This window comes from Pseudomonas sp. NPDC008258, from assembly GCF_042956345.1.
Taxonomy (GTDB): domain Bacteria; phylum Pseudomonadota; class Gammaproteobacteria; order Pseudomonadales; family Pseudomonadaceae; genus Aquipseudomonas.
The window spans coordinates 1-26,073 of sequence record NZ_JBIBGE010000005.1 but is presented as its reverse complement, the minus strand read 5'-3'; the positions used below and the strand labels follow the sequence as shown (position 1 = coordinate 26,073).

At 62.8% G+C, this 26,073-nt stretch carries 26 protein-coding genes, 1 tRNA gene and 2 pseudogenes; 13 read left to right on the top strand and 16 right to left on the bottom strand.

Translation table 11 applies throughout. The features are described from left to right. Window positions 1–64: 64 nt before the first annotated feature. Window positions 65–901, top strand: a complete 837-nt coding sequence (locus ACFY9W_RS05310) for a S1-like domain-containing RNA-binding protein (RefSeq protein ID WP_391126748.1) — start codon at window positions 65–67, stop codon at window positions 899–901. Here the strand turns inward: ACFY9W_RS05310 and ACFY9W_RS05305 are convergent, their stop codons facing one another. After that, window positions 902–1,282 carry a hypothetical protein gene (locus ACFY9W_RS05305; protein ID WP_003254641.1) on the bottom strand — a complete coding sequence of 127 codons (381 nt, stop codon included), beginning with the start codon at window positions 1,280–1,282 and terminating at the stop codon, window positions 902–904. Between the two features lie 169 nt (window positions 1,283–1,451). Here ACFY9W_RS05305 and ACFY9W_RS05300 point away from each other — a divergent pair, with 169 nt between their 5' ends. Both ACFY9W_RS05300 and ACFY9W_RS05295 read left to right on the top strand, forming a co-directional pair. After that, a complete protein-coding gene (locus ACFY9W_RS05300) occupies window positions 1,452–1,688 on the top strand; it encodes a hypothetical protein (RefSeq protein ID WP_391126745.1) in 237 nt (78 codons plus the stop codon). 180 nt (window positions 1,689–1,868) lie between these two features. Next, window positions 1,869–2,201, top strand: a complete 333-nt coding sequence (locus ACFY9W_RS05295) for a ribonuclease E inhibitor RraB (protein ID WP_391126742.1) — start codon at window positions 1,869–1,871, stop codon at window positions 2,199–2,201. 120 nt (window positions 2,202–2,321) lie between these two features. Here the strand turns inward: ACFY9W_RS05295 and ACFY9W_RS05290 are convergent, their stop codons facing one another. Beyond that, window positions 2,322–3,140, bottom strand: coding sequence for a c-type cytochrome (locus ACFY9W_RS05290; RefSeq protein WP_391126739.1), 819 nt, complete (start codon window positions 3,138–3,140; stop codon window positions 2,322–2,324). 528 nt (window positions 3,141–3,668) lie between these two features. Between ACFY9W_RS05290 and ACFY9W_RS05285 the strand changes: the two genes are divergently transcribed. Further along, window positions 3,669–4,400, top strand: coding sequence for an amidotransferase (locus tag ACFY9W_RS05285; protein WP_391126736.1), 732 nt, complete (start codon window positions 3,669–3,671; stop codon window positions 4,398–4,400). Between the two features lie 131 nt (window positions 4,401–4,531). Here ACFY9W_RS05285 and ACFY9W_RS05280 read toward each other — a convergent pair whose 3' ends face one another. From ACFY9W_RS05280 to ACFY9W_RS05270, 3 genes are all read right to left on the bottom strand, one after another. Continuing rightward, entirely contained in the window at window positions 4,532–5,503 is a 972-nt protein-coding gene (locus ACFY9W_RS05280; protein ID WP_391126733.1) for a CorA family divalent cation transporter, read from the bottom strand. Between the two features lie 69 nt (window positions 5,504–5,572). Then, window positions 5,573–6,286, bottom strand: a complete 714-nt coding sequence (locus ACFY9W_RS05275) for a 1-acylglycerol-3-phosphate O-acyltransferase (RefSeq protein WP_391126730.1) — start codon at window positions 6,284–6,286, stop codon at window positions 5,573–5,575. 164 nt (window positions 6,287–6,450) lie between these two features. Continuing rightward, window positions 6,451–7,140 carry a crotonase/enoyl-CoA hydratase family protein gene (locus ACFY9W_RS05270; protein ID WP_391126728.1) on the bottom strand — a complete coding sequence of 230 codons (690 nt, stop codon included), beginning with the start codon at window positions 7,138–7,140 and terminating at the stop codon, window positions 6,451–6,453. 198 nt (window positions 7,141–7,338) lie between these two features. Between ACFY9W_RS05270 and ACFY9W_RS05265 the strand changes: the two genes are divergently transcribed. Then, window positions 7,339–7,428 (top strand) — tRNA-Ser (locus tag ACFY9W_RS05265). A gap of 188 nt (window positions 7,429–7,616) precedes the next feature. Here ACFY9W_RS05265 and ACFY9W_RS05260 read toward each other — a convergent pair. From ACFY9W_RS05260 to ACFY9W_RS05250, 3 genes are all read right to left on the bottom strand, one after another. Continuing rightward, window positions 7,617–9,749 carry a TonB-dependent siderophore receptor gene (locus tag ACFY9W_RS05260; protein WP_391126725.1) on the bottom strand — a complete coding sequence of 711 codons (2,133 nt, stop codon included), beginning with the start codon at window positions 9,747–9,749 and terminating at the stop codon, window positions 7,617–7,619. A gap of 198 nt (window positions 9,750–9,947) precedes the next feature. Then, a complete protein-coding gene (locus tag ACFY9W_RS05255) occupies window positions 9,948–10,328 on the bottom strand; it encodes a hypothetical protein (protein ID WP_391126722.1) in 381 nt (126 codons plus the stop codon). A gap of 115 nt (window positions 10,329–10,443) precedes the next feature. Continuing rightward, on the bottom strand, window positions 10,444–11,613 hold the full coding sequence (locus ACFY9W_RS05250) for an MFS transporter (RefSeq protein ID WP_391126719.1): 1,170 nt from the start codon (window positions 11,611–11,613) through the stop codon (window positions 10,444–10,446). Between the two features lie 106 nt (window positions 11,614–11,719). Between ACFY9W_RS05250 and ACFY9W_RS05245 the strand changes: the two are divergent. Beyond that, window positions 11,720–12,329 (top strand): annotated as a pseudogene (locus ACFY9W_RS05245) (LysR family transcriptional regulator). A 123-nt stretch (window positions 12,330–12,452) separates the two neighbouring features. On the opposite strand, the gene ACFY9W_RS05240 reads toward ACFY9W_RS05245, so the two are convergent. Further along, window positions 12,453–13,202 carry an SDR family oxidoreductase gene (locus ACFY9W_RS05240; RefSeq protein WP_391126716.1) on the bottom strand — a complete coding sequence of 250 codons (750 nt, stop codon included), beginning with the start codon at window positions 13,200–13,202 and terminating at the stop codon, window positions 12,453–12,455. Between the two features lie 118 nt (window positions 13,203–13,320). On the opposite strand from ACFY9W_RS05240, the gene ACFY9W_RS05235 reads away from it, so the two are divergent. Next, window positions 13,321–14,259 (top strand): LysR substrate-binding domain-containing protein, encoded by a 939-nt coding sequence (locus ACFY9W_RS05235; RefSeq protein ID WP_391126713.1) that lies wholly within the window; start codon window positions 13,321–13,323, stop codon window positions 14,257–14,259. A 250-nt stretch (window positions 14,260–14,509) separates the two neighbouring features. Here the strand turns inward: ACFY9W_RS05235 and ACFY9W_RS05230 are convergent, their stop codons facing one another. Further along, window positions 14,510–14,980 (bottom strand): transcription elongation factor GreAB, encoded by a 471-nt coding sequence (locus tag ACFY9W_RS05230; RefSeq protein WP_391126710.1) that lies wholly within the window; start codon window positions 14,978–14,980, stop codon window positions 14,510–14,512. A gap of 2 nt (window positions 14,981–14,982) precedes the next feature. Next, window positions 14,983–15,381, bottom strand: a complete 399-nt coding sequence (locus ACFY9W_RS05225; protein ID WP_391126707.1) for a hypothetical protein — start codon at window positions 15,379–15,381, stop codon at window positions 14,983–14,985. Between the two features lie 130 nt (window positions 15,382–15,511). On the opposite strand from ACFY9W_RS05225, the gene earP reads away from it, so the two are divergent. Together earP and efp are read left to right on the top strand one after the other, a co-directional pair. Then, window positions 15,512–16,639, top strand: a complete 1,128-nt coding sequence (earP, locus tag ACFY9W_RS05220; RefSeq protein WP_391126704.1) for an elongation factor P maturation arginine rhamnosyltransferase EarP — start codon at window positions 15,512–15,514, stop codon at window positions 16,637–16,639. Between the two features lie 48 nt (window positions 16,640–16,687). Beyond that, window positions 16,688–17,257: an elongation factor P gene (gene efp / locus ACFY9W_RS05215; protein ID WP_391126701.1), complete on the top strand. Its 570-nt coding sequence runs from the start codon at window positions 16,688–16,690 to the stop codon at window positions 17,255–17,257. Window positions 17,258–17,313: 56 nt separating this feature from the next. Here efp and ACFY9W_RS05210 read toward each other — a convergent pair whose 3' ends face one another. The 3 genes from ACFY9W_RS05210 to ACFY9W_RS05200 all read right to left on the bottom strand — a co-directional run bounded on the left by ACFY9W_RS05210 (window position 17,314) and on the right by ACFY9W_RS05200 (window position 19,348). After that, a complete protein-coding gene (locus tag ACFY9W_RS05210) occupies window positions 17,314–17,742 on the bottom strand; it encodes an Ohr family peroxiredoxin (protein ID WP_391126698.1) in 429 nt (142 codons plus the stop codon). A gap of 139 nt (window positions 17,743–17,881) precedes the next feature. Further along, window positions 17,882–18,337 carry a MarR family transcriptional regulator gene (locus ACFY9W_RS05205; protein WP_391126695.1) on the bottom strand — a complete coding sequence of 152 codons (456 nt, stop codon included), beginning with the start codon at window positions 18,335–18,337 and terminating at the stop codon, window positions 17,882–17,884. Window positions 18,338–18,394: 57 nt separating this feature from the next. Continuing rightward, window positions 18,395–19,348, bottom strand: a complete 954-nt coding sequence (locus tag ACFY9W_RS05200) for a LysR substrate-binding domain-containing protein (protein ID WP_391126692.1) — start codon at window positions 19,346–19,348, stop codon at window positions 18,395–18,397. A 113-nt stretch (window positions 19,349–19,461) separates the two neighbouring features. On the opposite strand from ACFY9W_RS05200, the gene ACFY9W_RS05195 reads away from it, so the two are divergent. Continuing rightward, complete coding sequence (locus ACFY9W_RS05195) at window positions 19,462–20,211, top strand: sulfite exporter TauE/SafE family protein (RefSeq protein ID WP_156859408.1); 750 nt, start codon at window positions 19,462–19,464, stop codon at window positions 20,209–20,211. Between the two features lie 126 nt (window positions 20,212–20,337). Here ACFY9W_RS05195 and ACFY9W_RS05190 read toward each other — a convergent pair whose 3' ends face one another. Continuing rightward, window positions 20,338–21,189: a LysR substrate-binding domain-containing protein gene (locus ACFY9W_RS05190; RefSeq protein ID WP_391126688.1), complete on the bottom strand. Its 852-nt coding sequence runs from the start codon at window positions 21,187–21,189 to the stop codon at window positions 20,338–20,340. A 97-nt stretch (window positions 21,190–21,286) separates the two neighbouring features. On the opposite strand from ACFY9W_RS05190, the gene ACFY9W_RS05185 reads away from it, so the two are divergent. After that, window positions 21,287–21,505, top strand: coding sequence for a DUF1127 domain-containing protein (locus ACFY9W_RS05185; RefSeq protein WP_012271115.1), 219 nt, complete (start codon window positions 21,287–21,289; stop codon window positions 21,503–21,505). Window positions 21,506–21,622: 117 nt separating this feature from the next. Here the strand turns inward: ACFY9W_RS05185 and ACFY9W_RS05180 are convergent, their stop codons facing one another. Continuing rightward, window positions 21,623–22,969 carry a class II 3-deoxy-7-phosphoheptulonate synthase gene (locus ACFY9W_RS05180; protein WP_004575935.1) on the bottom strand — a complete coding sequence of 449 codons (1,347 nt, stop codon included), beginning with the start codon at window positions 22,967–22,969 and terminating at the stop codon, window positions 21,623–21,625. Window positions 22,970–23,084: 115 nt separating this feature from the next. Here ACFY9W_RS05180 and ACFY9W_RS05175 point away from each other — a divergent pair, with 115 nt between their 5' ends. Both ACFY9W_RS05175 and ACFY9W_RS05170 read left to right on the top strand, forming a co-directional pair. Further along, window positions 23,085–23,840 carry a spermidine synthase gene (locus tag ACFY9W_RS05175; RefSeq protein ID WP_391126685.1) on the top strand — a complete coding sequence of 252 codons (756 nt, stop codon included), beginning with the start codon at window positions 23,085–23,087 and terminating at the stop codon, window positions 23,838–23,840. Between the two features lie 379 nt (window positions 23,841–24,219). Beyond that, a pseudogene (locus ACFY9W_RS05170) lies at window positions 24,220–25,936 on the top strand (DEAD/DEAH box helicase). Window positions 25,937–26,073 lie beyond the last annotated feature (137 nt).

Genomic DNA, 26,073 nt, shown 5'->3' with positions numbered 1-26,073 from the left:
GAAGCTTTGACACCACCCCGTGTCTGTCTGGAAAATAGCCCCCTTGTCTTGAGGAACATCAGAAATGGCTCTGCTTGGGCGTTACAACAGTTTGCAAATCGTGAAGCACGTGGACTTCGGTCTGTACCTGGACGGCGGCGCCGATGGCGAGATCCTGCTGCCCGGGCGCTACATCCCGAAAAACGCCGAGACCGAGGTGGATGACTGGCTGAACGTGTTCATCTACCTGGACAGCGAAGACCAACTGATCGCCACCACCGAGAAGCCCAAGGTGCAGGTGGGCGAGTTTGCCAGCCTCAAGGTCAAGGACATCAACGGGGCGGGCATCTTCCTGGACTGGGGCCTGTCCAAGGACCTGATGATGCCGTACTCGGAAGAAGCGCGGCAGCTGAAGATCGGCGATTACTGCGTGGTGCACGTCTACCTCGACAAGCGCACCCGCCGCATCACCGCCACCTCACGCCTGGACCGCTACCTCGACGTTACCCCAGCCGACTACAAAGCCGGGCAACCGGTGGAGTTGCTGGTGGCCGGCGAAACGCCGATGGGCTTCAAGGCCATCATCAACAACCGCCACTGGGGCCTGATTCACAAGAACGAGGTGTTCAAGTTCCTGCGTTCGGGCATGCACGAAAAGGGCTTTATCAAGGAAGTGCGCCACGACGGCAAGATCGCCCTGAGCCTGCAACCGGTGGGGGCGGCCCTGGCCGACAGCCTGCAAGAGCAGATCATGGCGCGTCTGGAAGCTGAAGGTGGAGTGCTGGGCGTGTGCGACAAGAGCGACCCGGCGCTGATCAGCAAGCTGTTCAACGTCAGCAAGGGCAACTTCAAGAAGGCCATTGGCGGGTTGTTCAAGCAGGGCCTGATCGTCATCCATGACGACCGGATCGAAAAAGCCTGATCAGGCCTGCACGAAGTTGCGGAAGTCCAGCTGCTCGCCACCCGGACGGGTGTCGCGCAGCAGCGAGTCGCGGTCGGCACTGAGGGCCAGGCTGATGGTGGAACGGCGCTTGCCGGGCTTGCGCACTTCCATCTGCTCCAGGTGAGCCTTGAGGAAGTTGGTGGGCACCTTCAGGTGCTGCAACTCATCGCTCTCTGGCGTGTGCAGCAGCAGGTTGACCCAGTCGGCCTGGCCCTTGCCCAGCAGTGCCACAGGCACTTCGAACCACCACAGGTTGCGTTTGTTGTCCAGGATGGCGAACAGCGTGTTGCTGCTGGTGAGCACCGGGCGAGCCAGTGCTTCGTTGCGCCGGGCGATGGCGGCGGGTTTGTCGAGTTTCATGCAGGTTCCTGCGGGTTGAAGCCATGAAGGCCTGCATTGTGAGGGGTGGCACTGGGCGGGGCAAGGTTTGTGACTCGCAGGCCCCCACCGACTGAACATTCTCCCAACCCCAAGGTCAGTTATTCAGGCATCACCCAACTGGTGTTCTTGAATTGAGAGGGCTCGTTCAATGAAAGAGTGGGAAGTCATCTTTGCCGATCAGAAAGGCGAACCGTCCACCATGACGTTGCGGGCCGAGCACTGCCCCAGCGAAGAGGACGCCGCGCGGGCCATCCGTTCGCACCTGTTTCCGGTGATGGACGAGCTGGACCTCAACGACTTCCAGGACCGCACCATTTCCCCTACCGCCCGCTGGCTCAAGGAGCATAGCGGGGTGACCATCACCAGCATTCACGAAGCACACTGACCCACACGTTTGCGTGCTGCCTTTGCAGGCACTACGCTGGTGGAAGGTGCCTGCCTATTCTGCGGGTTGGCACCGTTTCAATTCGCGTCTTGCATCAGCTCGAACTGCCCGGCCAATGACTGCCGGCAGGTGCGTAGTGCACGGAAAGTCTATCCATTGCTTTATTCAGGAGGACGTTTCATGAGCAGCCAGAACGACGATATCAGCAGCAGCGTCCTGCGCCAGATGAAAGCAGGCGGTTTCGACTTCACCCAGATCCACCCCATCGAGTTCTATGCCGTATTCCCCGACGAAGCAGGGGCCCGCCGTGCGGCCGGGCAGTTTCGTGGTGAATCGCTCAATGCCCAGGTGACGGAGCTGGGCGACGGTGCCTGGCACCTGGAATTGAGCAAGGTCATGTATGCCACGTATGGGGGCATTGGCGACTTTGAAGATGCCTTCGAGCAACTGGTGACCCCTTATGGCGGGGAGGTAGAAGGGTGGGGGGTCAAGCACGAACGGCCAATAGCCTGAACGTCATGTGTTTTCTTCTTCGCGGGCTCGCCCGCTCCCACAGAGGACTGCACAGGCTTCAAAACCTGTGCAGTCCATAATGTGGGAGCGGGCGAGCCCGCGAAGAAGCACACACTGCTCTCAAGGCCTGCGCCCAGCCATATGCCCCAGATAGGCCAACACCGCATCCAGTTCTTGCTCACTCAACACACTCTCCGCAAACCCCGGCATTTTTGCCTGTGGCCACTGCCGCAGGCTCTGCGGGTCGCGAATCAGCTTGCGCAGAAACGCCGGCTGGAAGTATTCGGTCGGGTTATGCGGCACATTCAAGTCCGGCCCCACCTGCGCATCCCCCGCGCCGTTGAGCCGGTGGCACGCCAGGCAGTTTTGCTGGAACAAGGCAAAACCCTGCCTCACCGGGCTGTCGGCCGGCAACTTCGGGTCGGGTAGCAGCGCCGGAAAACGCTGCTCGACCGGTGCCAGCTTGCGCAGCGTGGAAATCTGGAACGGCCACTGCTCCGGGCGAATGCCGCTGGCCTGCGGTGCAGTCCATACCAGGTAGAACGGCCCCGCACTTGGCTTGCCCTGGGCCAGCGGCGGCCACGGCTTGCCCGGGTCTTCCACGGCCAGCCAGGCCTGTGCCGGCCCTTGTTGCAGCAGTGGCGCAGCAGGCATTTCGGCAGCAAAGCCATCCAGCGCCACAGCCTGCAAGTGGTCGCTGGCACTCACACCCACCAGCAGCGTGGCCAGCGGCACTGCCCGATAATGCATGGGGCGCTTGTAGGAAACGTCCTGGTCGATGCTGATATCCCGGGCCTGCGGATGGCCGAGCAGTTCGGCACTGCTCCACTGGCGCGTGCCGGCGCCCAGCTCCAGGTGCAGTTGCGCCGCCGACAGTGGCAGGCTGAGGAACAACGGCAGGCTGAGGAACAACGCTAACAGGGCCAGGCAGTGGCGCATGGGCAAACTCCAACCATCAAGGCTGGCAGGTTACCTGTGCACTGCCCGTTGGCGCCACCGCCACTGTCAGCCGAACAAACGTGTCAGGTTCGGCAAGATCAGCAGTAAAGTCGTAGCGAAGAGAATGAGCCCAGCTTGGCGAATTTTCGATTGTCTGAACATGGCGGACCGCCTTCTTGTTGTTATTCCTGAATACCCGTTGGCTTCCTTGTCGCGCTTCGGGTCGATCGCAGTGGCACGGTGCGGTGCCTGAACTGCCTGCCTCTTGAAAGTGGATATACAACCAACAGTAGGGTGTGCGTCATCCATGTTTCAGAACCCTTTGTTCTAATTGTTCGGGTAGATGATTTCGTTTTGCTATGAGGCCATGTGCCAGCCGGCTGGCATGCTCTGTCTAGACAGTGGCGCAAGTGCCAGGCGGCAGGCGACGAAATGTGACCGTTCGTCAGTGCAGCCTACTTGCTTGTACGTGCCTTTCGCGTCAGTCTCTACAGCAGATTCCCACCCATGTCGTTCAGGACTATCCCTATGTCGTTACGCGTCTGCATCCTTGAAACCGATGTCCTGCGACCGGAGTTGACCGCGCAGTACCAGGGCTACGGCAGGATGTTCGAGCAGCTCTTCTCGCGTCAGCCGATCGCTGCCGAGTTTTGTGTGTACAACGTGATGCACGGCGATTACCCCGCCGACAATGAAGTGTTCGATGCCTACCTGGTAACGGGCAGCAAGGCCGACTCGTTTGGTACCGATGCCTGGATCCAGACGCTCAAGGCCTACCTGCTGAAACTGTACGAACGGGGCGAAAAGCTGCTGGGTGTGTGTTTTGGCCATCAGTTGCTGGCGTTGACCCTGGGCGGCAAGGCTGAGCGTGCCGACAAGGGCTGGGGCGTGGGCATCCATCGCTACTCGCTGGCGGCCCATGCACCGTGGATGGACCCGGAAGTGTCGGAGCTGACGTTGCTGATCAGCCATCAGGACCAGGTGACCGAATTGCCGGAGGGAGCCACGGTGATTGCTTCCAGCGATTTCTGCCCGAATGCGGCGTACCACATTCGTGACCAGGTGCTGTGCTTCCAGGGCCACCCGGAGTTCGTGCACGACTATTCCCGTGCGCTGCTGGATGCGCGCCAGGCGTACCTGGGGGATGAGGTGTATCACAAGGCGGTGGCCAGTTTGGCCACCGAGCATCAGGGCGACCTGGTGGGGGAATGGATGATGCGCTTTATCCAGCAGTCGGTGAACAAACACGACGCGGCATAATGGCCGGGGGCTGCTGTGCAGCCCAATCGCCGGCAAGCCAGCTCCCACAGGATTGCACTGCCTTTCAGGCCTATGGATACCTTGTGGGAGCTGGCTTGCCGGCGATTGGGCCGCAAAGCGGCCCCGGCATTCTACAGCCAGCCCGACTTCTTGAAGCTGGCATACAACCCCGCACACCCCGCCGCAATCACCCCCAGCACCGCAAAATACCCGTAATGCCAGCTCAGCTCCGGCATGTTCTGGAAGTTCATCCCGTAAACCCCGGCAATGGCCGTGGGGAGTGCCAGGATCGCCGCCCAGGCTGCGAACTTGCGCTGCACGATGCTCTGGCGGGATGACTCCAGCAGCATGCCGATCTCGATGGTCTGGCTGGCGATGTCGCGGATGCTGGCCAGGTCTTCCATCTGCCGCGTCACGTGGATCTGCACATCTTTGAAATACGGGCGCATGTTCTTGTCGATGAACGGGAAGCTCAGGCGCTGCAACTCTTCGCTCACTTCCACCATGGGCGCCACATAGCGGCGCAGGCGCAGGATGTCGCGGCGCAGGCTGTGCAGGCGGCGGATGTCGTCTTCCTGGAGCGAGCCGCCGAGCACGCTTTGCTCCAGTTCTTCGATCTCGCCATGAATGGCCTCGCTGACCGGCTGGTAGTTTTCGGTCACGAAGTCGAGCAGGGCGTACAGCACGAAGTCCTCACCGTGCTCCAGCAGCAAAGGCCGCGCCTCGCAGCGCTGGCGCACCAGGGCGTACGACTTGGAGTGGCCGTTGCGGCAGGTGATGATGTAGCCGTTGCCGGCGAAGATATGGGTTTCGATGAACTCCAGCTTGCCCTCGTGACGCACCGGCGAGTAGGTGACGATGAACAGCGCGTCGCCGAACGTTTCCAGCTTTGGCCGGCTGTGCTTTTCCAGGGCGTCTTCGATGGCCAGTTCGTGCAGGTTGAACTGGCATTGCAGGTTGGCCAGTTCCTCGGCGTTGGGCTCCTCCAGGCCGATCCACACGAAGTGCCCGGGCTTGCGCGCCCACTCGCTGCCTTCGTCGATACTGATGTTGGTGACCTTTCTGCCGGCGCTGTACACCGCCGATGCCACGACTCGCCCCATGGTTGCCCGCTTATTCCGGTTGAACACGGGTTACAGCTTGGGCCGTACCCGGCCCAAGAGCAACCCGCATCAGGCCAGCTCGTGTTCCATGCGGTCGATGCACTGCTGCATCTGCTCCCGGCACTGCTCGATCAGCGCGGGAATGTCCTGTTGGGTCATGCCGGCGGTGGCAATCGGCGGCAGCGAGCGTACGACAACCGTGCGCTGGCGCCAGCTGTTCAGGTTCATGCGCCTGGCATAGCGGCTGACGCACACCGGCACGATCGGCACGCCGGCCTCGATGGCCATGTGAAACGCGCCTTTCTTGAAGGCCAGCAACTGTTCGCCAGCGTTTCGCGTGCCTTCAGGGAAAATCCAGATCGAGGTGTCGTCTTGCAGCACCTGGGTGGTCTTGTGCAGCGCCTTGCGCGCCTGGTACGCGTTGTTGCGGTCGATCAGTACGTTGCCGCCCAGCCAGAACAGCTGGCCGAACAGCGGCACCCAGCGCAGGCTTTTCTTGCCGATGGCCACGGTACGCTGCGGCACCACCTGGCCGATCACGAACAGGTCGTAGTTGGACTGGTGGTTGGCAATGATCACGCAACCGGGCGGCTGGTCCCACAGCGGCCCGACCTCGGCCTTGACCTTGATGCGCATCAGCCAGGTGGCCGGCCGGCTGTAGAGGTGGGCGAACAGGCGGCTGTTGTCGGGGTTGAAGGGGCGGCACAGGCCAATGACCAGGCCCACGGCGCCAACGACAAGAAAGTGCAGCGCCAGCAGAAGCATGCGCAACGAATAAAGCATGGTACGACTCACACCAGACAGTCGCCGGGCAGTGTACGGGTGTGCACTGGTTGGGGCAAACCTCGTTGTGAGCCTGTGCTGGCCTCTTCGCGGGCTCGCCCGCTCCCACAGGGATCGCGCTGTACCTGTGGGAGCGGGCGAGCCCGCGAAAGGGCCGGTGCGGGTCAGCCCATATGGTGCTGGTCCAGCTCGATCGCCTTGTCCAGCGCCTCCAGCAATGCTTTACGCACCTTCAGCTTGGTATTCTTGTGCGCCAGCATGTTCAGCTTCTTCAACTCCCGCGCCGCCGCCAGCGCTGCGTCCTGCAACTGCTCTGCCGGCACCACCTTGTCGAGGAAACCGGCATCCACGGCCGCAACCGGGTCAAATACCTCGGCATTGATCACCGAACGGTGGAAAGCCGAGCGACGCAGGCGATCACGCGCCAGTTCGATGCCGGCATGGTGCATGGTCATGCCGATCTGCACTTCGTTCAGGCACACCTTGTACGGCCCTTCAACGCCAATGCGGTAATCGGCCGACAGCAGCAGGAACGCACCCTTGGCCACGGCATTGCCCGGGCAGGCGACCACTACCGGGAACGGGTGCGACAGCAGGCGACGGGCGAGAGTGGAGCCGGCCGTGACCAGGCTGATGGCCTCTTTCGGGCCGCTGGTCATCACCTTGAGGTCGTAGCCGCCAGACAGAATGCCCGGCTGCCCGGTAATGATCACCACGGCACGCTCTTCAGTAGCACGGTCAAGCGCGGCGTTGAAGGCAGTGATGACGTCCGGCGAGATGGCGTTGACCTTGCCGTTGTTCAGGGTCAGGGTGACGATGCCGTCTTCGGCGTGGTAGGTAATCAGCTCGCTCATGGCAGAGTCCTTTTGTTGGCGTGGCGAAGACGTTACCCAGCGCCAGAGGCCAGGTAAAGCAGCAAGGCTGACTGGTCGGTCAGCGTTCACCGGGGCTCAAATGCAAATACATGAAAAAACTGAAAAAAATGCTTGCCAAAGGAAAGCGCTTTCACTAAATTAGCGCACCTCGACGGGCCGCACGGCTTGAAGAGAAACGGTGAAGTGTCCGAGTGGTCGAAGGAGCACGCCTGGAAAGTGTGTATACGAGAAATCGTATCAAGGGTTCAAATCCCTTCTTCACCGCCACATTCTACGAAGAGCCCCCGCGCTGAAAAGCCGGGGGCTTTTTGTATTTGGGCCATTGCCGCAATGCCCAAAGGCTGCCGCGATCCCTGTGGGAGCGGGCTTGCCCGCGAACACCGGCAGAGCCGGTGCCATACCCCGCGTCGCTTTCTTCGCGGGCAAGCCCGCTCCCACAGGGGCCCGCAATAAGCCTAGAAGCTGACCGAAGCCGACAGCCGAGCAGTACGTGGCGCGCCCTGGAACAGGTAGTTATCCCCCAGGTAATCCCCCACATCGCGCCAGTAGCGCTTGTCGAACACGTTGTCCACGGTCAGCCGCAGCACCGTGTCATACCCGCCAATGCGCGTACGGTACCGGCTCCCCACATCGAACACGGTATACCCGCCAACCTCCACGTTCCCCGTCTGGCTTGCATACTTGCTGGCGCTGTAGCGCGCACCGCCCAGCAGTGCCAGGCCCGGCACCGCAAGCGTGTACTCTGCGTGTAGCGCCGCCCGGAACCTGGGCACGTTGATCGCCTGGTGGCCTTCATAAGCATCAGTACCGCTGTTTTGTACCCGCGCCCGAATGGCCGCAGCACTGGCTTGCACTTGCAGCTTCGAAGTCACCCAGCCGCTGGCACCTAACTCAAGGCCGGTGTTCTTCTGCTGGCCTTGCTGCACGTAGGTAAAGTTGCCGGCCCCGTCCGGGCGGGCGTATTGGTAGGCCTGGCGGATCTGGAACAGCGCAGCGCTCAAGCTCAGGCCTTGCCAGTCGTGCTTGACGCCCAGCTCCAACTGGTGGGAGGTGGTAGGCGCAAGGATCTCGGCGGCGTTGCTGGCAAACCAGGGGGCCGTGCCGCCGGCAGACAGGCCCTTGGCGTAGCTGGCGTAAACGGTGGTGTCCGGCTGCGGCTTGTAGATAAGCGCCGCATTGGGCAGCACCTCGTATTGACGGGTATGGCGCCCGGCAACACCGGTTTCGTCCCAGGTCTTTTCATCCAGGCGCACTGCGCGGGCGCCAAGCACGGTCTGCCATTGCTCGTTGAAGCTGATGCGGTCGTTGACGAACAGGCCGTACTGACGGCTGTCCAGCCGGCGTTCGCTGGCGCCGACGGGTTTGTCGGACGGGTCGAAGGCAGGGGCGCCGGTGTAGATGTTGCCGGTACCCAGCCACTCGTTGTAGTACGGGCGCTGATCCAGCGTGCGCCGTTGCGCACTGGTGCCCACGATCAGATCATGCCCCACGCCCAGCGCATCGAAACGCCCGTTGAGCATGGCCTGTGCCTCATCGGTGCGGCGGGTGTCATCGGGGCTGCGGAAATCGTAGATGTCGTAGTCGCCATTGCTACCGAAGAACGCGCCTTCGCTCGAACCCCAGGCGAACGCGCTGTAGTCGTCGATCACCACCTTGCTGCGCGACGCGCTCAAGGTGCCGGTCCAGGCCTCATTGAAGCGGTACTCAAAGCGCCCACCCAGGTTCAGCGAGTCGTTCTGCACCGGCTTGGCCCAGTGCTGGTAGGCCAGGCGGTCGTCCGGGTCGATGCCGTGAGGCACCTCGGTACCGCCCAGTAGCTGATAACCCGGTACCGAGCGCTGTTCGCGGTGCTGGTATTCGGCATCCAGTTGCAGGGTGGCATCCGGGCTTATCTGCCAGTCGAAGGCCAGCGAGGCAAAGTCGCGCTTGCCGTCGGCGTGGTCGACGTACGAGCGGATGCCTTCATGGGCCAGGTTGGCGCGCAGGCCGAACTGTTTTTCGCTGCCGAACCAGCCGCCCAGGTCGGTGGCCAGGTAGCGTTCGCCTTGTTCGTTGGTCGACATCGTGACGCTGCGCACATCCTCGGCGCGCTTGGTCACGTAGTTGATCAGGCCGCCCGGCTCCGACACGCCGCTCTGCAAGCCGGACAGGCCCTTGAGCAGTTCCACCTGTTGCTTGTTCTCCAGCGCCACGTTCTGCTCGCCGGCGATGGTCTGGCCATTGATGCGGTAGCTGCTGGCGGCATTCAGTTCGAAGCCGCGAACGTTGAAGTTTTCGTAGTAGCCGATGGGGGCATAGCTTTCGCCGACCGAAGCGTCGCTTTGCAGCACTTCGCTGAGCTTGCGTACCTGGCGGTCTTCCAGCAGTTGCTGGCTGAACACGCTGACCGAGGCGGGGGTGTCGAGCAAGGGCGCGGGCTGGAAACCGCCCACTGCGGCCTGGCGGGCCTGGTAGCCGTCCTGGGTGTAGGTGTCGGACACCTGCAACGGGGTCAGTAGCACGCTGGCTTCGGCATGCAGGTTCGGGCAATGCAGGGTCAGGCCCAGGCTGAGCAGGCTCAGGGGCAGGCGGGGGTGACACGGAGGCATGCGGTGGGGCTCCTGGGGCGCGACACCTGTGGCGGCCTCTTCGCGGGCTTGCCCGCTCCCACAGGGACCGCGCCACACTCAAGGGCAGCGCTGTTCCTGTGGGAGCGGGCAAGCCCGCGAAGAGGCCGGCACAGGCCATGAAAAAGGCGGCATCTTAACAGCCGCCTTGAGCATAAAACGATCCGGGCCCCGCGATATTCAGTCCTGGTTGGCGGGCCGCTTGTGCTGCCGCCAACTGTCATCGATCTTCGACCAGGTCTTGCCGTCGGTAATGGCCATGAGTTTGCGCCCATCCTTGAACGTGGCGAGGAAGGTGGCTTCTTCCTCCTTGCCTCCCAGCCACAGCCCCGCCAGCAACCCCACCGGGCCAGCCACCAGGGCGCCAGCCACGCCCCAGCCCAGGGCGGTGCCCAGGCTGCGACTGGATTCCAGGCTGGCCAGCCTGAGGTCGCTGATACGCGCCAGGGAAATGCGCTCGCCCGGGGAGGGGCTGCGCGGGGTCTTGAGTGTGAGCGATCCATTGCGATACTCGCCTTCACCTTGCAAGAAATCGCCGGATTGCACCGTGAGTCTTGTCATAAAGTCATCCTGTCAGGAAAGGGCATTGTCCAGCGCCTACTGAGCGCTGACCGGGCAGGCAAGTCAACGACCATGCGACGGAGGGTAGTGTGGTGCGATGTCGCGCTGGCGCCGGTCAGGCCACCCTGCGGTTGGCGAGCGCCCAGGCCAGTAACGCCAGCCCGCCAATCACCAGCCCTGCCACCACGATGCCCATCCAGCCCTGGTGCTGGAACAACTGCGTGCCAAGCAACGACCCCAATGCCCCGCCAATGAAGTAGCAGGTGATGTAACCGGCATTCAGCCGCGTGCGGGCCTCGGGCCGCAGGGCAATCACTGCATTCTGGTTGCTCACGTGCACCAGTTGCACCGCCAGGTCGAGCATGAGCACGCCCAGCAGCAGGGCAAGCAGCGACTGCTGGGCAAACCCCAGCGGCACCCACGACAGCAGCAACACCACCAGGCCTACGGTGGTGCCCAGTGAGCCCTTGCCGCGGTCGGCCAGGCGCCCGGCCCAGTTGGCCGACAGCGCGCCGGCCGCCCCGGCGAGGCCGAACAGGCCGATGACTGCATCTGAATAGTGATACGGGCCGCTGGACAGCAGGAAGGCCAGGGGTGTCCAGAACAGGGCGAACAGGCTGAATGCCAGCAAGCCGAGCAGCGAGCGCAGGCGCAGCACCGGCTCTTCAAGGAACAGGCGGAACACCGAGCCGATCAGTGCCGGGTACTTCAGCCCGGCATGGCTGTGGTGTTGCGGCAGGCTGCGGTACAGCGCCACGGCGGTGAACGCCATCAGCACGGCGGCCAGCACATAGATGGCGCGCCAGCCGCCCAACTCGGCCATGAAGCCCGCTGCGGTACGTGCCAGCAGGATACCCAGCAACAGGCCGCTCATCAGCGTGCCAACCGCACGGCCACGCATATGCGGCTCACTGAGCGACGCGGCCATGGGCACGAGGATCTGCGCCACCACCGAGAACAGCCCGGTAAGCGCCGTGCCAAGGATCAGCCAGGGCAGGCTCGGTGCGCAGGCACTGATGACCAGGCCCAGGGTGGCAATGGCGGTCATCACGGTGATCAGCCGGCGCTGCTCGAACAGATCCCCCAGCGGTGCCAGCAGCAACAGGCCGGCGCCATAACTGAGTTGCGCAGCGATGACGATGCTGCCGGCGCTGGCAGTGCTCAAGCCGAACTGTTCAGCGATGCTGTGCAGCAACGGTTGGGCGTAGTAGTTGCTGGCCACGGCCAGGCCGGTGGCGGTAGCCATCAGCAGGATCAGGGCGCGGCTGAGGGTGGGAGCGTTCATGCGGTTCTCGTGGCGGGCAGTAGTAAGTGGGAGGATTATCAGGAAGTGTCTGGCATGACACCAATGTATAGTTTTCAACTTGTCCATCTTGAAAGCAGATAGATGAATGAACCTCAAGCAGCTCGAATACGCCCTTGCCGTCGCCGACATGGGTAGTTTTACCCGGGCGGCCGAGCGCTGCCATGTGGTGCAGTCGGCGCTTAGCCATCAGGTGGCGCGGCTGGAGACGCAGTTGGGCGTCAGCCTGTTCGAGCGAAGTTCGCGACGGGTTCGCCTGACCCCTGCCGGCGAGGCTTTTGTGCTCAGCGCCCGGCCGGCGGTGGAAGCGGCCCGGCGCATTGCCGATGACGTGGCGGCGGCTTGCCGGCCGTACGCAGTTGGCGTTGGCCGACCTGGCGGACGAAGTGCTGGTGGACTTTCCCGAAGGTACCGGGGCACGGCGCCAGACCGATGAGGCGTTTGAGGCGGTGGGGTTGCAGCGTCGGGTGCAGTTTGAAATCGGGCATGTGCGTTTGGTGGAGAAGTTCGTGCAGCGGGGCATGGCAGTTGGCCTGGTGCCGGAGCGGGTGGCCCAGGGCATCGAAGGTGTGGCGGTGGCGTGGGTAGTGGATGCGCCGGTGCGGCACCTGTATGCCGTGTGGTCAGCCAGCCCTACGCCGGCTGCCCGGGCTTTTCTGGAGGTGATGGAGCAGAGCCTGGAACCTGAAAAGGTTTGAGCCTGTACCGGCCTCTTCGCGGGCTTGCCCGCTCCCACAGGGGCCGCAGTGCGCTCAAGCTGGATGCGGTCTTTGTGGGAGCGGGCAAGCCCGCGAAGAGGCCGGCATAGGCCAACCCTTCAATCAGGCTGCAAACCCACCATCCACAGTCAGGCTTGCCCCGGTGATATACCCGGCTTCAGGCCCCGCCAGATACGCCACGAAGCTGGCAATCTCATCCGCCTCGCCATACCGCCCGATCGCCATCATCGGGATCAGGCTCTCGGCAAACTCGCCGCTGGCGGGGTTCATGTCGGTGTCCACCGGCCCCGGCTGCACGTTGTTCACGGTAATGCCCTGTGGTCCCAGGTCACGCGCCATGCCGCGGGTCAGGCCAACCAGCGCCGACTTGCTCATGGCATAGGGCGCGCCACCGGCAAACGGCATGCGCTCGGCGTTGGTGCTGCCGATGTTGATGATGCGCCCGCCCTGGCCCATGTAGCGCGCTGCGGCCTGGCTGGCAACGAACACGCTGCGCACGTTCACCGCCAGCATGCGGTCAAAGTCGGCCAGGTCGAACTCGGTGACCGGTGCCACCGCCAGTACCCCGGCGTTGTTGACCAGGATATCCAGCCTGCCGAAGGCTTTGACGGCGTCGTCCACCGCCAGTTGCACGGCCGCGGCATCGGCACTGTCAGCCCGCAGGGCCAGGGCCTTGCCGCCGTTTTCGGTAATCTCCCGGGCCAGTTCTTCTGCGGGGCCGGCGGAGCTGACATAGGTGAAGGCCACCTGTGCACCTTCGCGGGCCAGGCGCCGCACGATGGCTGCACCGATGCCGCGGGAACCGCCCTGAACCAGGGCTACTTTGCCTTCGAGTGTAAGTTGCTTGGACATGCTGATCTCCTGCTGGAAGCCAGGCCGAAATGCCTTGGATGGGCGCAGTATCGGCGCTTGATTACCTGCTGATAAGATGGCAATCACTATCTGCAGAGTAAACCTTTGGTTGCTGATCATGGCCATGGAATCGTTTAACGCGTTGGAATGCTTCATCCGCAGTGCCGAGGTCGGCAGCTTTGCCGAGGCCGCCAGGCGCCTGAGCATTACCCCGGCCGCCGTAGGCAAGCACGTTGCCCAGCTGGAGGCGCGCCTGGGCGTGCGGTTGTTCCAGCGTAGTACCCGCAAGCTGACCTTGACCGAGGCGGGGCAGCGTTTTCTGGGTGAAGTGAGCGACAGTTTCCGCACCATCCAGTACGCGGTGGCCAACCTGGCCAGTGCCGAGGGCCAGCCGGCGGGTTTGTTGCGGGTGAGCATGGGCACGGTGTTCGGGCGGTTGTACGTGTTGCCGTTGCTGGGCGAGTTCTTGCGCCGATACCCGGCCATCACCCCGGACTGGCATTTTGACAACCGCCAGGTGGACCTGATCGGCCAAGGCTTCGACGCTGCGATTGGCGGTGGTTTTGAACTGCCGCCTGGCGTGGTGGCGCGCAAGCTGACCCCGGCGCACCGGGTACTGGTGGCGGCGCCAGCCTATCTACAGCGGCACGCGCCGATTGCAGACCCGGAGGTGCTGCAACGCCACGACGGTATCCTGATCCGTTCACCGCAGACGGGGCGGGTGCGTTCGTGGCCTCTGACCAGCCGCTGGCAGGCGCAGCAGCCGTTGCAGTTGCGCCAGGCGATGACCATGAGCGACTCGGACGCGGCTTGTGTGGTGGCCGAGCAAGGCCTGGGGATTGCGCTGGTGAGCCTGCCGTTTGCCGTGCCTTACCTGCAAAACGGGCGGCTGCAGCGGGTTTTGCCGGACTGGTATGTGGATGACGGGCATATCAGCCTGTATTTCGCCGAGCACAAACTGATGCCGGGCAAGACCCGGGCGTTTATCGATTTTGTGGTGGAAAAGTTCGCGGAGCAGGGGTTGGCGGGGCGGTTCGATGCCTTGCAGGCCCTTTAGCTTTGTATCGCCTGAACTGGCCCTTTCGCGGGCAAGCCCGCTCCCACAGGTACAGCGCTGTCCTCAGGCTTTGCGCAATCACTGTGGGAGCGGGCTTGCCCGCGAAGAGGCCCGCTCAGGCAACATCAACAATGAACAATACCTGCGCGCCCAGGCTCACCTCATCATCAATCTTCTCCCACAGGTACAGCGCTGTCCTCAGGCTTTGCGCAATCACTGTGGGAGCGGGCTTGCCCGCGAAGAGGCCAGTTCAGACAACATCAACAATGAACAATGCCTGTGCGCCCAGGCTCACCTCATCATCAATTTTCTTGCCCATCAGTTGCTGCCCCAGCGGCGAGCGCGGGGTAATCACGGTCACCAACCCGTCGCCCTCGCCAATCTTCAGGCCTGCCGCTTCCGGCCCAAGAAACAGCCGGCGCTGGCCGCCGTCTTCATCTTCCAGGCAAACCAGATTGCTGATCTGCACCCCGCGCGCCGGGTCATAATCACGCAGCAGCAGTTGCTGGTAAATCAGCAACGCCTGGCGGATCTCGGCACTGCGCCGGGCCTGGCCGGTGGCCAGGTACGAGGCTTCCAGGCCCAGGGTGTCGTACTTGTTCTCGGCAATGTTCTCTTCGGCGGTGGCGGCTTCGTAGGCGGTTTGCGCCGCACGGGTCAGCACGTCCAGGTCATGCGCAAGGGTGGCGACGATCTGCGCCAGCAAGTGGGGCTTGTCCATGGTCAATAACAGAACTCCAGCACGTTGGCCTGGCTTTTATCGGTGGGCGCCGTGCGGTTCTGCTGCAGCCAGAACTGGCACTTGGGGCTGTTGAGGTTGCGCGGGTTGCCCTGGGCAGCTTCAGCGGCCTGTTGCTGTTCTTGCTTGTGCAGGATGTCCTTGTAGCGGTCGAACATCTCGGCTTGAGCATCCCTGGCCGGGGCTGCTGCCTGCGCCGGTGCTGGCTGATAGACGCTGGGGGGCAGGGCCTGGGCCAGCGGCTGCACCTGCTGCGGCCAGAACAGCAGCGCCAGCCAGGCACTCGCTACAATGGCCACCGCGCCCAGCCACAGGCCAAAGGCAACGCACAGGATCAACGGCAACGGCTTGAGGGTGATCTTCAGTTCACGGTGGCGGGGCATGGCAGCCTCCTGGCAGGGTCGGTCAGGGTGCATTGTCGCATGCGCCTGGGCATTTTTCCGCGCAGGTGCTTTTGTCTGCGACAATTTGTGCGCAGAATTCGCGGTTTTTGCACCCGCACAGGAGGGGCACATGAAAGCCACCTGGGACATCTTCTGCAGTGTCGTCGATAACTACGGTGATATCGGCGTGACCTGGCGCCTGGCCCGGCAGTTGGTGGCCGAGCATGGCCTGGCGGTGCGCCTGTGGGTGGATGACCTCAACGCATTCACGCCCCTGTGCCCAGAGGCTGATGCCACCTTGGCGCAGCAGTGGCAGCAGGGCGTGGAGGTGCGCCAGTGGCCGGCGGCCTGGTTGCCGGTAGCGCCGGCCGAAGTGGTGATTGGCGCGTTCGCCTGCCAGTTGCCGGCACCTTACGTAGAAGCCATGCGTGCCTGCGCCACGCCGCCGTGCTGGCTGAACCTCGAATACCTCAGTGCCGAGGACTGGGTGGAGGGCTGCCATGGTTTGCCTTCGCCGCAGCCCGGTGGCCTGCGCAAGGTGTTTTTCTTCCCCGGCTTTACCGAAAAGACCGGTGGCCTGCTGCGTGAGGGCTCGCTGCTGGCACGGCGTGACGCATTCCAGCAGGGGGCACGGCAGGCCTTCTTGCACAAGCTTGGCGTAAACCCCGAAGCGGGGGCGTTGCTGGTTTCGCTGTTCGCCTACGAAAACCCGCAGTTGGGCAACTGGCTTGATGCCCTGGCCACCGGCGAGCAACCTTGTCATCTGCTGGTGCCGCAGGGGCGCATCGTCGCGGGGCTCAGCCAATGGCTTGACGAGGCAACGCTGCCAGTGGGCAGCGTGCGCAAGCGAGGGGCGCTGACCGTGCAGGTATTACCTTTCGTCAGCCAGGACGACTACGACCGGTTGCTGTGGAGTTGCGATTTCAACGCTGTACGTGGCGAAGACTCGTTCGTGCGTGCGCAGTGGGCCGGGCAGCCGATGCTGTGGCACATCTACGTGCAGGACGAAAACGCCCACTGGGAAAAGCTCGAAGCGTTTCTCGCGCATTATCGACGCGGCTTGTCAGACGATGCCGATGCCGCCCTGCTCGGGCTGTGGCGTGCCTGGAACATGAATCGCGACATGGGGCAGGCCTGGCAGGCGGCCCGCCGGCATTGGCCAGAACTGCAGCAGCATGCCCGGCTTTGGGCGACGCGACAGGCCGCTCAGCCGGACCTTGCCACAGCGCTAGTACACTTTTGCCGAAATTCGCTATGATACGCGGCCTCGATTTTTATAAATCCATCCAGATTCGGATACTTCGTAATGAAAACTGGTAAAGAACTGAAACCCGGTACCGTGCTGCGCATCGACAACGACCCGTGGCTGGTTCAAAAAGCTGAGTTCACCAAGTCGGGCCGTAACAGCGCGATCATGAAGACCAAGCTGAAGAACCTGCTGACCGGCTACAAGACCGAAACCGTATACGGTGCGGACGACAAGCTGGACGACGTGATCCTGGATCGCAAAGAAGCGAGCCTGTCGTTCATCAGCGGTGACTCGTACACCTTCATGGACACCACCGACTACACCATGTACGAACTGAACGCCGAAGACATCGACGCCGTTCTGCCGTACATCGAAGAAGGCATGGAAGACATCTGCGAAGCCGTGTTCTTCGAAGGCCGCCTGGTATCGGTTGAACTGCCGACCACCATCAGCCGTCAGGTTGTCTACACCGAGAACGCTGCTCGCGGCGACACCTCGGGCAAGGTCATGAAGCCTGCCAAACTGAAGAACGGTACCGAGATCCAGGTTGCCGACTTCATCCAGATCGACGAGTGGATCGACATCGACACTCGCGACAACAGCTTCAAAGGCCGCTCCAAGAAGTAATCCTTCTTGTGAAACGCAAAAACCCGGCCTTGGCCGGGTTTTTTTGTGCCTGTGATTTACACGGTCACGTGCAGGCGTACATCCACATTGCCGCGGGTGGCGTTGGAGTACGGGCACACCTTGTGCGCTTTTTCCACCAGCCCTTCGGCATCGGCCTGGGCCAGGCCCGGCAGGTTGATGTGCAAGTCGATGTCCAGGCCGAAACCGCCCGGGATCTGACCGATGCCCACCTTCGCGGTGATCGAGGCATCTGCCGGCAGGGTCTTCTTCTCTTGCCCGGCTACAAATTTGAGTGCGCCGATGAAGCAAGCCGAGTAACCGGCGGCAAACATCTGCTCAGGGTTGGTGCCGTCACCGCCAGCGCCGCCCAGTTCTTTAGGGGTGCTCAGGCTGACAACCAGCTTGCCGTCGCTGGATTTGGATTTGCCGTCGCGCCCACCGGTGGAGGTAGCTTCTGCGATGTACAGCGGAGTGACCTTTTGCATCTGGAGCCTCGCTAATGTGCTGTGCGCTTCCTGTTCGGGACGGCGCGGGTTGGTGTGGGATTTAAATTAGCGCGCAATTAGTTTGCGCACAAGATAAATCTTCGCCGCTCATCCGAACGGCCATGGCACAGCATAGCTGTCAGAGGTTTTTTTGCAGGTTCTCGCGCAGGTTCAGCAGCTCGGCCTGCAGTTGCTGCAACTGCTCAAGGCTTCGCCCGCTGGCCTTGAGAATGCACTGTGGCACCTCTTTGGCTTGCTGCTGCAGGGCACGGCCTTTGTCGGTCAGCTGTACCATCACCACGCGTTCGTCTTCGCGGCTGCGGTTGCGTTGCAGCAGGCCTTCGCTTTCCAGGCGCTTTAGCAGCGGGGTCAGCGAGCCGGGGTCGGTGAGCAAGTGCTGGCTGATTTCGCCCACGGTCAGGCCGTCGCGCTCCCACAGCACGAGCATGGCCAGGTACTGCGGGTAGGTCAGGCCTAATGCTTGCAGCAGCGGCTTGTAGACCTTGGTCATCAGCAACGAGGTGGAGTGCAGGGCGAAGCAGACCTGGTTGTCCAGCAGCAGCTCGTCACAGGAGGCTTGGGTGTCGGCGTTCATGCAGGTCCTTGAAGGTAATAATGGATAATTCTGGCTCGCTGATCATTAGTGCGCGCATTACTCGCGCAGTTCACTGCGCAAGGCCAGGTCCCAGGGTGGCACCGGGCTGAAGCGGCTCTTGAGGAATTCGAGCAGCAAACGGCTGCGAGAGTTCGTTTCATGTTCCAGGCGTAACGCGTAAATGCCGCTGGACTCGGCTGCGGGCAGGCCGCCGTCGCAAAACAACGGTACCAGTTCGCCGCGCAACAGGTATTCGCTGATCAGCCAGGTGGGCAGGTGGGCAACCCCTAAGCCGGCGAGGGCGCCGAACAGCAGGGTTTCGGCATTGTTGGCGGCCATGCGCATGCGCGCGGGGCGGTACAGGCGGGTTTGCCCGGCCACATTGAAGCGCCAGGCGAACGGCGGTGCCAGGCCGTCCCAGTCCAGGCCGTCGTGCCCGGGCAGTTCGCTGGGGCAGGTGGGCATGCCGCGGCTGGCCAGGTAGGCGGGGCTGGCACAGGCAATGCGCACCATGTAGGCCAGCGGTGTGGCGACCAGGCGAGTGTCGGCCAAGGGGCCGGCGCGTAGCACCAGGTCGACCTCGCCCAGGTGGCTGCCATGCAGGTCGACGAAACTGTCGATCAGGCGCAACTGCACGTCCAGGCCTGGGTAGGCCACCAGGAAGTCGGCGATGGCCGGGGCCAGGTGGCGACGGCCGAACGCGGCCGGGGCGTCGATGCGTATCAGCCCTTCCGGCGCGTTGCTCAGCGATACCGCCTCGGCCCGGGCCAGGCGCAGTTCCTCGATGATGCGCCTGGCCCGTTCGGCAAACGCATTGCCCGCTGGAGTGGCGCGCACCGCGTGGGTGCTGCGGGTGAACAGGCGGCTGCCGACGGCGTTTTCCAGGTTGTCGATCCGCCGGGCTACGGCGGACGGGGTCAGTGGGTGGCGACGGGCGGCGGCAGAAAAGCTGCCGGTCTCCAGCACATCGAGGAACAGGCTCAACTGGTCGGTAAGGGTATCGGGGCTCATGGCTGCCTTGCTTTTGCGAAAAACGCACAGCCATTGTGCGCTGCTGTGCGTTTCCCTGCCAGCCTGCAATCGTTAGCATGCTCGCATTATGCAAACAGGCGGATGAGGCCCTGATGATCGAGTGGTTGTTGTATATCGTGCTGGGTGCCGCCCTGGGCACCATGGGGGGCTTGTTCGGTATTGGTGGCGGGCTGATTGCGATTCCGGCGTTGGGCGTGTTGTTTGGTCTGGACCAGCAACTGGCGCAGGGCACGGCGCTGGTGATGGTGGTGCCGAACGTGCTGCTGGCGTTGTGGCGTTACCACCAGCGCAACCGTATCGAGTTGCGCCATGCGCTACCGCTGTCGGCGTGCAGCTTCCTGTTCGCCTGGTTGGGTTCGATCTGGGCGGTGGGGCTGGATGCGCATTCAATGCGTTTGGGTTTTGTCGGCTTTCTGGTGGCGCTGGCGGTGTGGAACGTGGCGCGGATGTTCATGAAGGTGTCGCCGCCCAGCGCCGAGCTGCGTTATGCTTGGCCGTGGTTGGGCGTGCTGGGCAGTTTTGCCGGCACCATGGGCGGCTTGTTCGGGGTGGGCGGCGCGGTGGTGGCCACACCGATCCTGACCAGTGTGTTCGGCACTACGCAAGTGGTGGCGCAGGGGTTGTCGCTGGCTTTGGCCGCACCGAGTACCTTGGTGACGCTGGTGACGTATGGGGTGCACCACAGTGTTGACTGGAGCGTGGGGATTCCGCTGGCTGTTGGTGGGCTGCTTAGCATCAGCTGGGGGGTGAAGCTGGCTCATGCGTTGCCCGAGAAGGTATTGCGGGCGATGTTCTGTGTGTTTTTGGTGGTGTGTGCGGTGATGCTTGGTTTCGAACTTTGAGAATTTGGGGCTGCTTTGCAGCCCATCGCCGGCAAGCCAGCTCCCACAGGTACCCCACAATGTTCGGGCCTGTGATAACCCTGTGGGAGCTGGCTTGCCGGCGATGGGGTGCGGAGCGCCCCCGGCTTACTTGAACCCTTCAACGATATAATCGGCCATGCAGTCAGTAATCGGTGAAGGGTTCTGCGTGCTGCGCACCAGCATCACATTGGCCACTGGCAACTGCGGCAGCCCATCCTGTTCTCCCAATATGCGGATGTTGCCGCCAACCAGGCTCTGCAACTGCGCAGTCACCGCCAACCCCGCCGTGACAATGGCAAAGATCGCCGCCAGGCTTGGGCTGGTATAGGCAATGCGGTAATCGATGCCCTGAGCCTCAAGCGCATTGCACGTCCAGGCGCGGCAGAAACAATCGGTGTTGAACAACGCCACAGGCATTGGCCGTTGCTCTTGCGGGCAAAAGCCTTCGGCGGCGGCCCACACCAGGCGCTCCTGGCGCAGCAGCTGGCCAATCTCGTTGCCCGGCTCGCGGGTGACGATGGTCAGGTCCAGGTCCTGGCGCAGCATCAGCTGTTTGGACGAGTCGCAATGCACCTCCACTTGTACCAGCGGGTAGGCCTGGGCAAAGCTCGACAGAATGGTCGGCAAAAAGCGCATGGCGTAGTCGTCCGGCGTGCCGATGCGCACCAGCCCGACCATGTGCGGCATGCGCAGGGTGTTGAACACCTCGCCATGCAGTTTGAGAATGCGCCTGGCATAGCCCAGCAGCACCTGGCCTTCGGCGGTGAGCCTTACCTGGCGGCCGTCACGCTCGAACAGCTGGCGTTGCAGAATGTCCTCCTCCAGGCGTTTCATCTGCATGCTCACCGCCGACTGGGTGCGGTTGACCACTTCGCCGGCGCGGGTGAAGCCGCCTTGCTCGGCGATGGCGACGAAAGTGCGCAGTACGTCCGCATCGAGGCTCTGGTACTGGGACATTGCATCAATCTCCGAGATGCATGGCATCAGAAACATTCGTTGGATTGATCTTAAGCCCGGCGTGAGACTGAAGCCATCCAACACGGAGGGCTTCACGATGAAAGGTCATGTCAGCAGCATCCAGCAACCTGCCTTCTCCCTGAACCACCTGTGGCATGCGGCCCTGCAGCGCCCGGCGCGCTGGCTGCAGCTGTACCGCCAGCGTCAGGAGCTGGCCCGCCTCAGTGATGCGACCTTGCATGACCTGGGGTTGAGCAGGGCGGATATCCAGCAAGAGGCCGAGCGGCATTTCTGGGATGATCCGCTGCGTAAATAGGCTGGGTTTGTCGGTGGGCTTACCGGCCTGTTCGCGGGCACGCCCGCTCCCACCGGTACTGCACAGCGCTCAAGTCTTGTGCAAAACCTGTGGGAGCGGGCGTGCCCGCGAATGCTTTTAGCGCCGCACCTGCTTGAGCGTCTCGGCAATCAGGAACGCCAGCTCCAGCGACTGATCAGCATTCATCCGCGGATCACAGTGCGTGTGGTAACGATCCGACAACGCATCCTCGGTTATCGGCCGAGCGCCGCCAATACATTCGGTAACGTTCTGCCCGGTCATCTCGATGTGAATGCCGCCGGCATGGCTGCCTTCGGCCTGGTGCACCTGGAAGAACTGCTTCACTTCATCCAGGATCTGCGCAAAATCGCGGGTCTTGTACCCACTGCTGGCCTTGATGGTATTGCCATGCATCGGGTCTGAACTCCACAGCACCTTGCGCCCCTCGCGCTCAACGGTGCGGATCAGCCCCGGCAGGTGGTCGCCGACCTTGCTCGCGCCCATGCGCACGATCAGGTTCAGGCGCCCAGGGTCGTTGGCCGGGTTCAGCGTGTCGATCAGGCGGATCAGCTCTTCGGGGTTCATGCTCGGGCCGACCTTGACCCCGATCGGGTTGTGCACGCCACGCAGGAACTCCACATGGGCGCCGTCCAGCTGGCGGGTGCGGTCGCCAATCCACAGCATGTGCGCCGAGCAGTCGTAGTAGTCGCCGGTCAGGCTGTCCTGGCGCACAAAGGCTTCTTCATAGTTCAGCAGCAGCGCTTCGTGGGCGGTGAAGAAGCTGGTTTCGCGCAGTTGCGGTGCGCTGTCCAGGCCGCAGGCGCGCATGAACGCCAGGGTTTCGTCGATGCGGTTGGCCAGTTGGTGGTACTTGTCGGCCAGCGCCGAGTTGGCGATGAAATCCAGGTTCCACTTGTGCACCTGGTGCAGGTCGGCAAAACCGCCCTGGGCGAAGGCGCGCAACAGGTTGAGACTGGCGGTGGCCTGGTGGTAAGCCTGTAGCAGGCGCTCCGGGTCGGGAATGCGGCTTTTGGCGTCAAAACCGATGCCGTTGACGATGTCGCCACGGTAGGCGGGCAGGGTGATGTCGCCAATGGTTTCATCGCCCGAGGAGCGTGGCTTGGCGAACTGGCCGGCCATGCGCCCAACCTTGACCACCGGGCAACCGGCAGCAAAGGTCATGACAATGGCCATTTGCAGCAGCACCTTGAAGGTATCGCGGATTTTTGCCGCAGAGAATTCGGCAAAGCTCTCGGCGCAGTCGCCACCCTGCAACAGGAAGGCACGGCCTTCGGTTACCTCGGCAAATTGCCGGCGCAGCTCACGTGCCTCGCCCGCAAACACCAGCGGCGGGTAGCTGGCCAGGGTCTGTTCAACCTTCAGCAGGTGCGCGGCGTCGGGGTAGGTCGGTTGCTGCTGGATCGGCAGGGCGCGCCAGCTGTCAGGGCTCCACGGTTGGTTCATCTCGGGCTCGGTCTTGTAGGTTGTAGGCTTCAGGCCATGGTAACAGTTGGCGCTGCGCTTGTTGCATCCAGGGTGTTGGCGGACAATGCGCGTTTTGCGCGGGTGGGTGGTGAGCATGACGGCGGAACGGGAAGAGCGGCTGCTGGCGCGAGTGGAGGATGCCTTTGGCGTCATCAGCGTGTATGAAGTAGACGACTACCGCTTTCTGGAATTCGGCGATGCCATCGAGCAAAGCTGTGTGTTCACGGCCGACCCCAGCTGGCTGGAGTACGACTATACCCGCGCCATGCTGGTGGGCGCGCTGTGCCATGAACAGCCGGAGAGCGCGCTGTTTCTTGGCCTGGGTGCCGGCACGCTGACCCAGGCGTGCATGAAGTTCCTGCCGCTGGAAGACATCGAGGCCATCGAATTGCGCCCGGATGTACCGCGCCTGGCCATGGAACACCTTGGGCTGGATGACGACCCACGGTTGTACGTGCGCATTGGTGATGCCATCGAGTTGCTGCCCACGGCAGAGAAGGCCGACCTGCTGTTCGTCGACCTGTACACCGATCACGGCCCGGGCGTGGGGCACCTGGCGTGGAATTTCCTTGAGAACTGCCAGCAACAGCTGAACCCGGGTGGTTGGCTGGTGATCAACCAGTGGGCCACCGATGATGGCAAGCCGCTGGGTGCGGCATTGCTGCGCGGGCTGTACCACCGGCATTACTGGGAGCTGCCGGTGAAGGAGGGCAATGTGATCTTGCTGGTGCCGGCGGACCTTGAGCAAACGCTGGACCTGGAAGGGCTGCGGGCCCGGGCCGGGGCGCTGGCGCCGCGGTTGGGTTATAGCCTGGAAGGGTTGATCCGCGAGATTCGGCCGGCTACCTGAAGACCGCGGCGCCTGCTCCCACAGGATATTCGCCACCCTTGAGTTCGGTGGTATCCCTGTGGGAGCGGGCGAGCCCGCGAAGAAGGCAATGCGGTTTCGCAGGCAGGAATCGTTTCAGCGACTGTTTGATGGTGGCCTGATACTGGCCTTGTCTGGCGAAAATATTCCTCACGTCCCTGCACGATTTCGGGTATAGTACGCGCCGGTCTTTTAGCGGACCTCAAAATCAGGTGGTGCAAATCCTCCGAGTCCAGCTTCGGCTGCACGTCCGCTAGGCGGACCTTCCCAAGTATTCTTTTTCAATCGTTTTCGCAAATCCCCGCCGCCAAAGCTGCCTGGGTGACCTGACGGTCTTTCAAGGCATGTGCAGCTTTGGAGCATGGGTCTTTGCGGATGCACCTAGAGGCAGACCCATGACCCAGGAAACCGGCGGCTTCGCCGCTCTCGATCTTAATCCGAATATTGTTGCTGCCGTTCTGGCTACCGGCTACGAAGAGCCGTCCGCCATTCAGCAACAATCGATCCCGATCATCCTCGCCGGTCATGACATGATCGGCCAGGCGCAGACGGGCACCGGCAAGACCGCTGCCTTCGCCCTGCCGATCCTCAACAAGATCGATGTGAGCAAGCGCGAACCGCAAGCCCTGATCCTGGCGCCAACCCGTGAGTTGGCGCTGCAAGTTGCTACCGCTTTCGAAACCTACGCCAAGCAGATGCCGGGCGTGAACGTGGTTGCCGTATACGGTGGCGCCCCGATGGGCCCACAGCTGCGTGCAATCCGCAATGGCGCGCAAATCGTCGTGGCCACCCCGGGCCGCCTGTGCGACCACCTGCGTCGTGACGAAAAAGTCCTGTCGACCGTGCAGTACCTGGTACTGGACGAAGCCGACGAGATGCTGAAGCTGGGCTTCATGGACGACCTCGAAGTCATCTTCGATGCCATCCCGGCTACCCGTCAGACCGTACTGTTCTCCGCTACCCTGCCGTCGTCGATCCGTTCGATCGCCGAGCGTCACCTGCGTGAGCCCAAGCACGTCAAGATCCAGAGCAAGACCCAGACCGTTACCGCGATCGAGCAGGCCCACCTGATGGTCCACGCCGACCAGAAGATCCCGGCTGTGCTGCGTCTGCTGGAAGTGGAAGAGTTCGACGCGCTGATCGCCTTCGTGCGTACCAAGCAAGCCACCCTGGACCTGGCCGCCGCGCTGGAAGCCAAAGGCTACAAGGCTGCTGCACTGAACGGTGACATCGCCCAGAACCAGCGCGAGCGCGTAATCGACTCGCTCAAGGATGGCCGCCTGGACATCGTTGTTGCCACCGACGTTGCTGCCCGTGGCCTGGACGTGCCGCGCATCACCCACGTGTTCAACGTTGACATGCCGTACGACCCGGAATCCTACGTGCACCGTATCGGCCGTACCGGCCGTGCCGGTCGCGAAGGCCGTGCGCTGCTGCTGGTTACCCCGCGTGAGCGCCGCATGCTGCAGGTGATCGAGCGTGTTACCGGTCAAAAGGTAGCCGAAGCCCGCCTGCCGAATGCCCAGGCCGTGCTGGATGCCCGCATCAAGAAGCTGACTTCGAGCCTGGCGCCGCTGGTAGCCGAAGCTGAAGCCACTCACGGCGACCTGTTCGACCGCCTGACTGCCGACCTGGGTTGCAGCGCGCGTGCCCTGGCCTCTGCCCTGTTGCGCAAGGCCACCAATGGCCAGGCGCTGGACCTGGCGGCGGTAGAGCGTGAGCAGCCGCTGGTGCCAGGCGTTGGTGCCCCACGTGGCGAGCGTACCGAGCGTGGTGAGCGCAGCGAGCGCCCTGACCGTAGTGACCGCGAGCGCCGTGCGCCGATGCCGCTGGCCGAAGGCCGCGTGCGTTGCCGCACCGCCCTGGGTGCCCGTGACGGTATCGCTGCCAAGAACCTGCTGGGCGCGATCCTCAACGAAGGTGGCCTGGCCCGTGACGCCATCGGCCGTATCCAGGTGCGCGACAGCTTCAGCCTGGTCGAGCTGCCGGAAGACGGCCTGGAGAAGCTGCTGTCCAAGCTCAAGGACACCCGCGTGGCTGGCAAGCAGCTGAAGCTGCGTCGCTACCGCGAGGATTGATCCTGGCGCAATAAAAAATCCCCGGCTTAGGTCGGGGATTTTTTTGGTTCTTCACGGATTGCCGGGAAAGTCATTCTTGATCTTCATGAAAAAGAACTCGCTGTCCCGGTAGCCGTAAGCCATCCGCTTGATCACCT

Coding starts and splice junctions, on each gene's coding strand:
- ACFY9W_RS05310 (WP_391126748.1), top strand. CDS start 65: ATGGCTCTGCTTGGGCGTTACAACAGTTTGCAAATCGTGAAGCACGTG.
- ACFY9W_RS05305 (WP_003254641.1), bottom strand. CDS start 1,282: ATGAAACTCGACAAACCCGCCGCCATCGCCCGGCGCAACGAAGCACTG.
- ACFY9W_RS05300 (WP_391126745.1), top strand. CDS start 1,452: ATGAAAGAGTGGGAAGTCATCTTTGCCGATCAGAAAGGCGAACCGTCC.
- ACFY9W_RS05295 (WP_391126742.1), top strand. CDS start 1,869: ATGAGCAGCCAGAACGACGATATCAGCAGCAGCGTCCTGCGCCAGATG.
- ACFY9W_RS05290 (WP_391126739.1), bottom strand. CDS start 3,140: ATGCGCCACTGCCTGGCCCTGTTAGCGTTGTTCCTCAGCCTGCCGTTG.
- ACFY9W_RS05285 (WP_391126736.1), top strand. CDS start 3,669: ATGTCGTTACGCGTCTGCATCCTTGAAACCGATGTCCTGCGACCGGAG.
- ACFY9W_RS05280 (WP_391126733.1), bottom strand. CDS start 5,503: ATGGGGCGAGTCGTGGCATCGGCGGTGTACAGCGCCGGCAGAAAGGTC.
- ACFY9W_RS05275 (WP_391126730.1), bottom strand. CDS start 6,286: ATGCTTTATTCGTTGCGCATGCTTCTGCTGGCGCTGCACTTTCTTGTC.
- ACFY9W_RS05270 (WP_391126728.1), bottom strand. CDS start 7,140: ATGAGCGAGCTGATTACCTACCACGCCGAAGACGGCATCGTCACCCTG.
- ACFY9W_RS05260 (WP_391126725.1), bottom strand. CDS start 9,749: ATGCCTCCGTGTCACCCCCGCCTGCCCCTGAGCCTGCTCAGCCTGGGC.
- ACFY9W_RS05255 (WP_391126722.1), bottom strand. CDS start 10,328: ATGACAAGACTCACGGTGCAATCCGGCGATTTCTTGCAAGGTGAAGGC.
- ACFY9W_RS05250 (WP_391126719.1), bottom strand. CDS start 11,613: ATGAACGCTCCCACCCTCAGCCGCGCCCTGATCCTGCTGATGGCTACC.
- ACFY9W_RS05240 (WP_391126716.1), bottom strand. CDS start 13,202: ATGTCCAAGCAACTTACACTCGAAGGCAAAGTAGCCCTGGTTCAGGGC.
- ACFY9W_RS05235 (WP_391126713.1), top strand. CDS start 13,321: ATGGCCATGGAATCGTTTAACGCGTTGGAATGCTTCATCCGCAGTGCC.
- ACFY9W_RS05230 (WP_391126710.1), bottom strand. CDS start 14,980: ATGGACAAGCCCCACTTGCTGGCGCAGATCGTCGCCACCCTTGCGCAT.
- ACFY9W_RS05225 (WP_391126707.1), bottom strand. CDS start 15,381: ATGCCCCGCCACCGTGAACTGAAGATCACCCTCAAGCCGTTGCCGTTG.
- earP (WP_391126704.1), top strand. CDS start 15,512: ATGAAAGCCACCTGGGACATCTTCTGCAGTGTCGTCGATAACTACGGT.
- efp (WP_391126701.1), top strand. CDS start 16,688: ATGAAAACTGGTAAAGAACTGAAACCCGGTACCGTGCTGCGCATCGAC.
- ACFY9W_RS05210 (WP_391126698.1), bottom strand. CDS start 17,742: ATGCAAAAGGTCACTCCGCTGTACATCGCAGAAGCTACCTCCACCGGT.
- ACFY9W_RS05205 (WP_391126695.1), bottom strand. CDS start 18,337: ATGAACGCCGACACCCAAGCCTCCTGTGACGAGCTGCTGCTGGACAAC.
- ACFY9W_RS05200 (WP_391126692.1), bottom strand. CDS start 19,348: ATGAGCCCCGATACCCTTACCGACCAGTTGAGCCTGTTCCTCGATGTG.
- ACFY9W_RS05195 (WP_156859408.1), top strand. CDS start 19,462: ATGATCGAGTGGTTGTTGTATATCGTGCTGGGTGCCGCCCTGGGCACC.
- ACFY9W_RS05190 (WP_391126688.1), bottom strand. CDS start 21,189: ATGTCCCAGTACCAGAGCCTCGATGCGGACGTACTGCGCACTTTCGTC.
- ACFY9W_RS05185 (WP_012271115.1), top strand. CDS start 21,287: ATGAAAGGTCATGTCAGCAGCATCCAGCAACCTGCCTTCTCCCTGAAC.
- ACFY9W_RS05180 (WP_004575935.1), bottom strand. CDS start 22,969: ATGAACCAACCGTGGAGCCCTGACAGCTGGCGCGCCCTGCCGATCCAG.
- ACFY9W_RS05175 (WP_391126685.1), top strand. CDS start 23,085: ATGACGGCGGAACGGGAAGAGCGGCTGCTGGCGCGAGTGGAGGATGCC.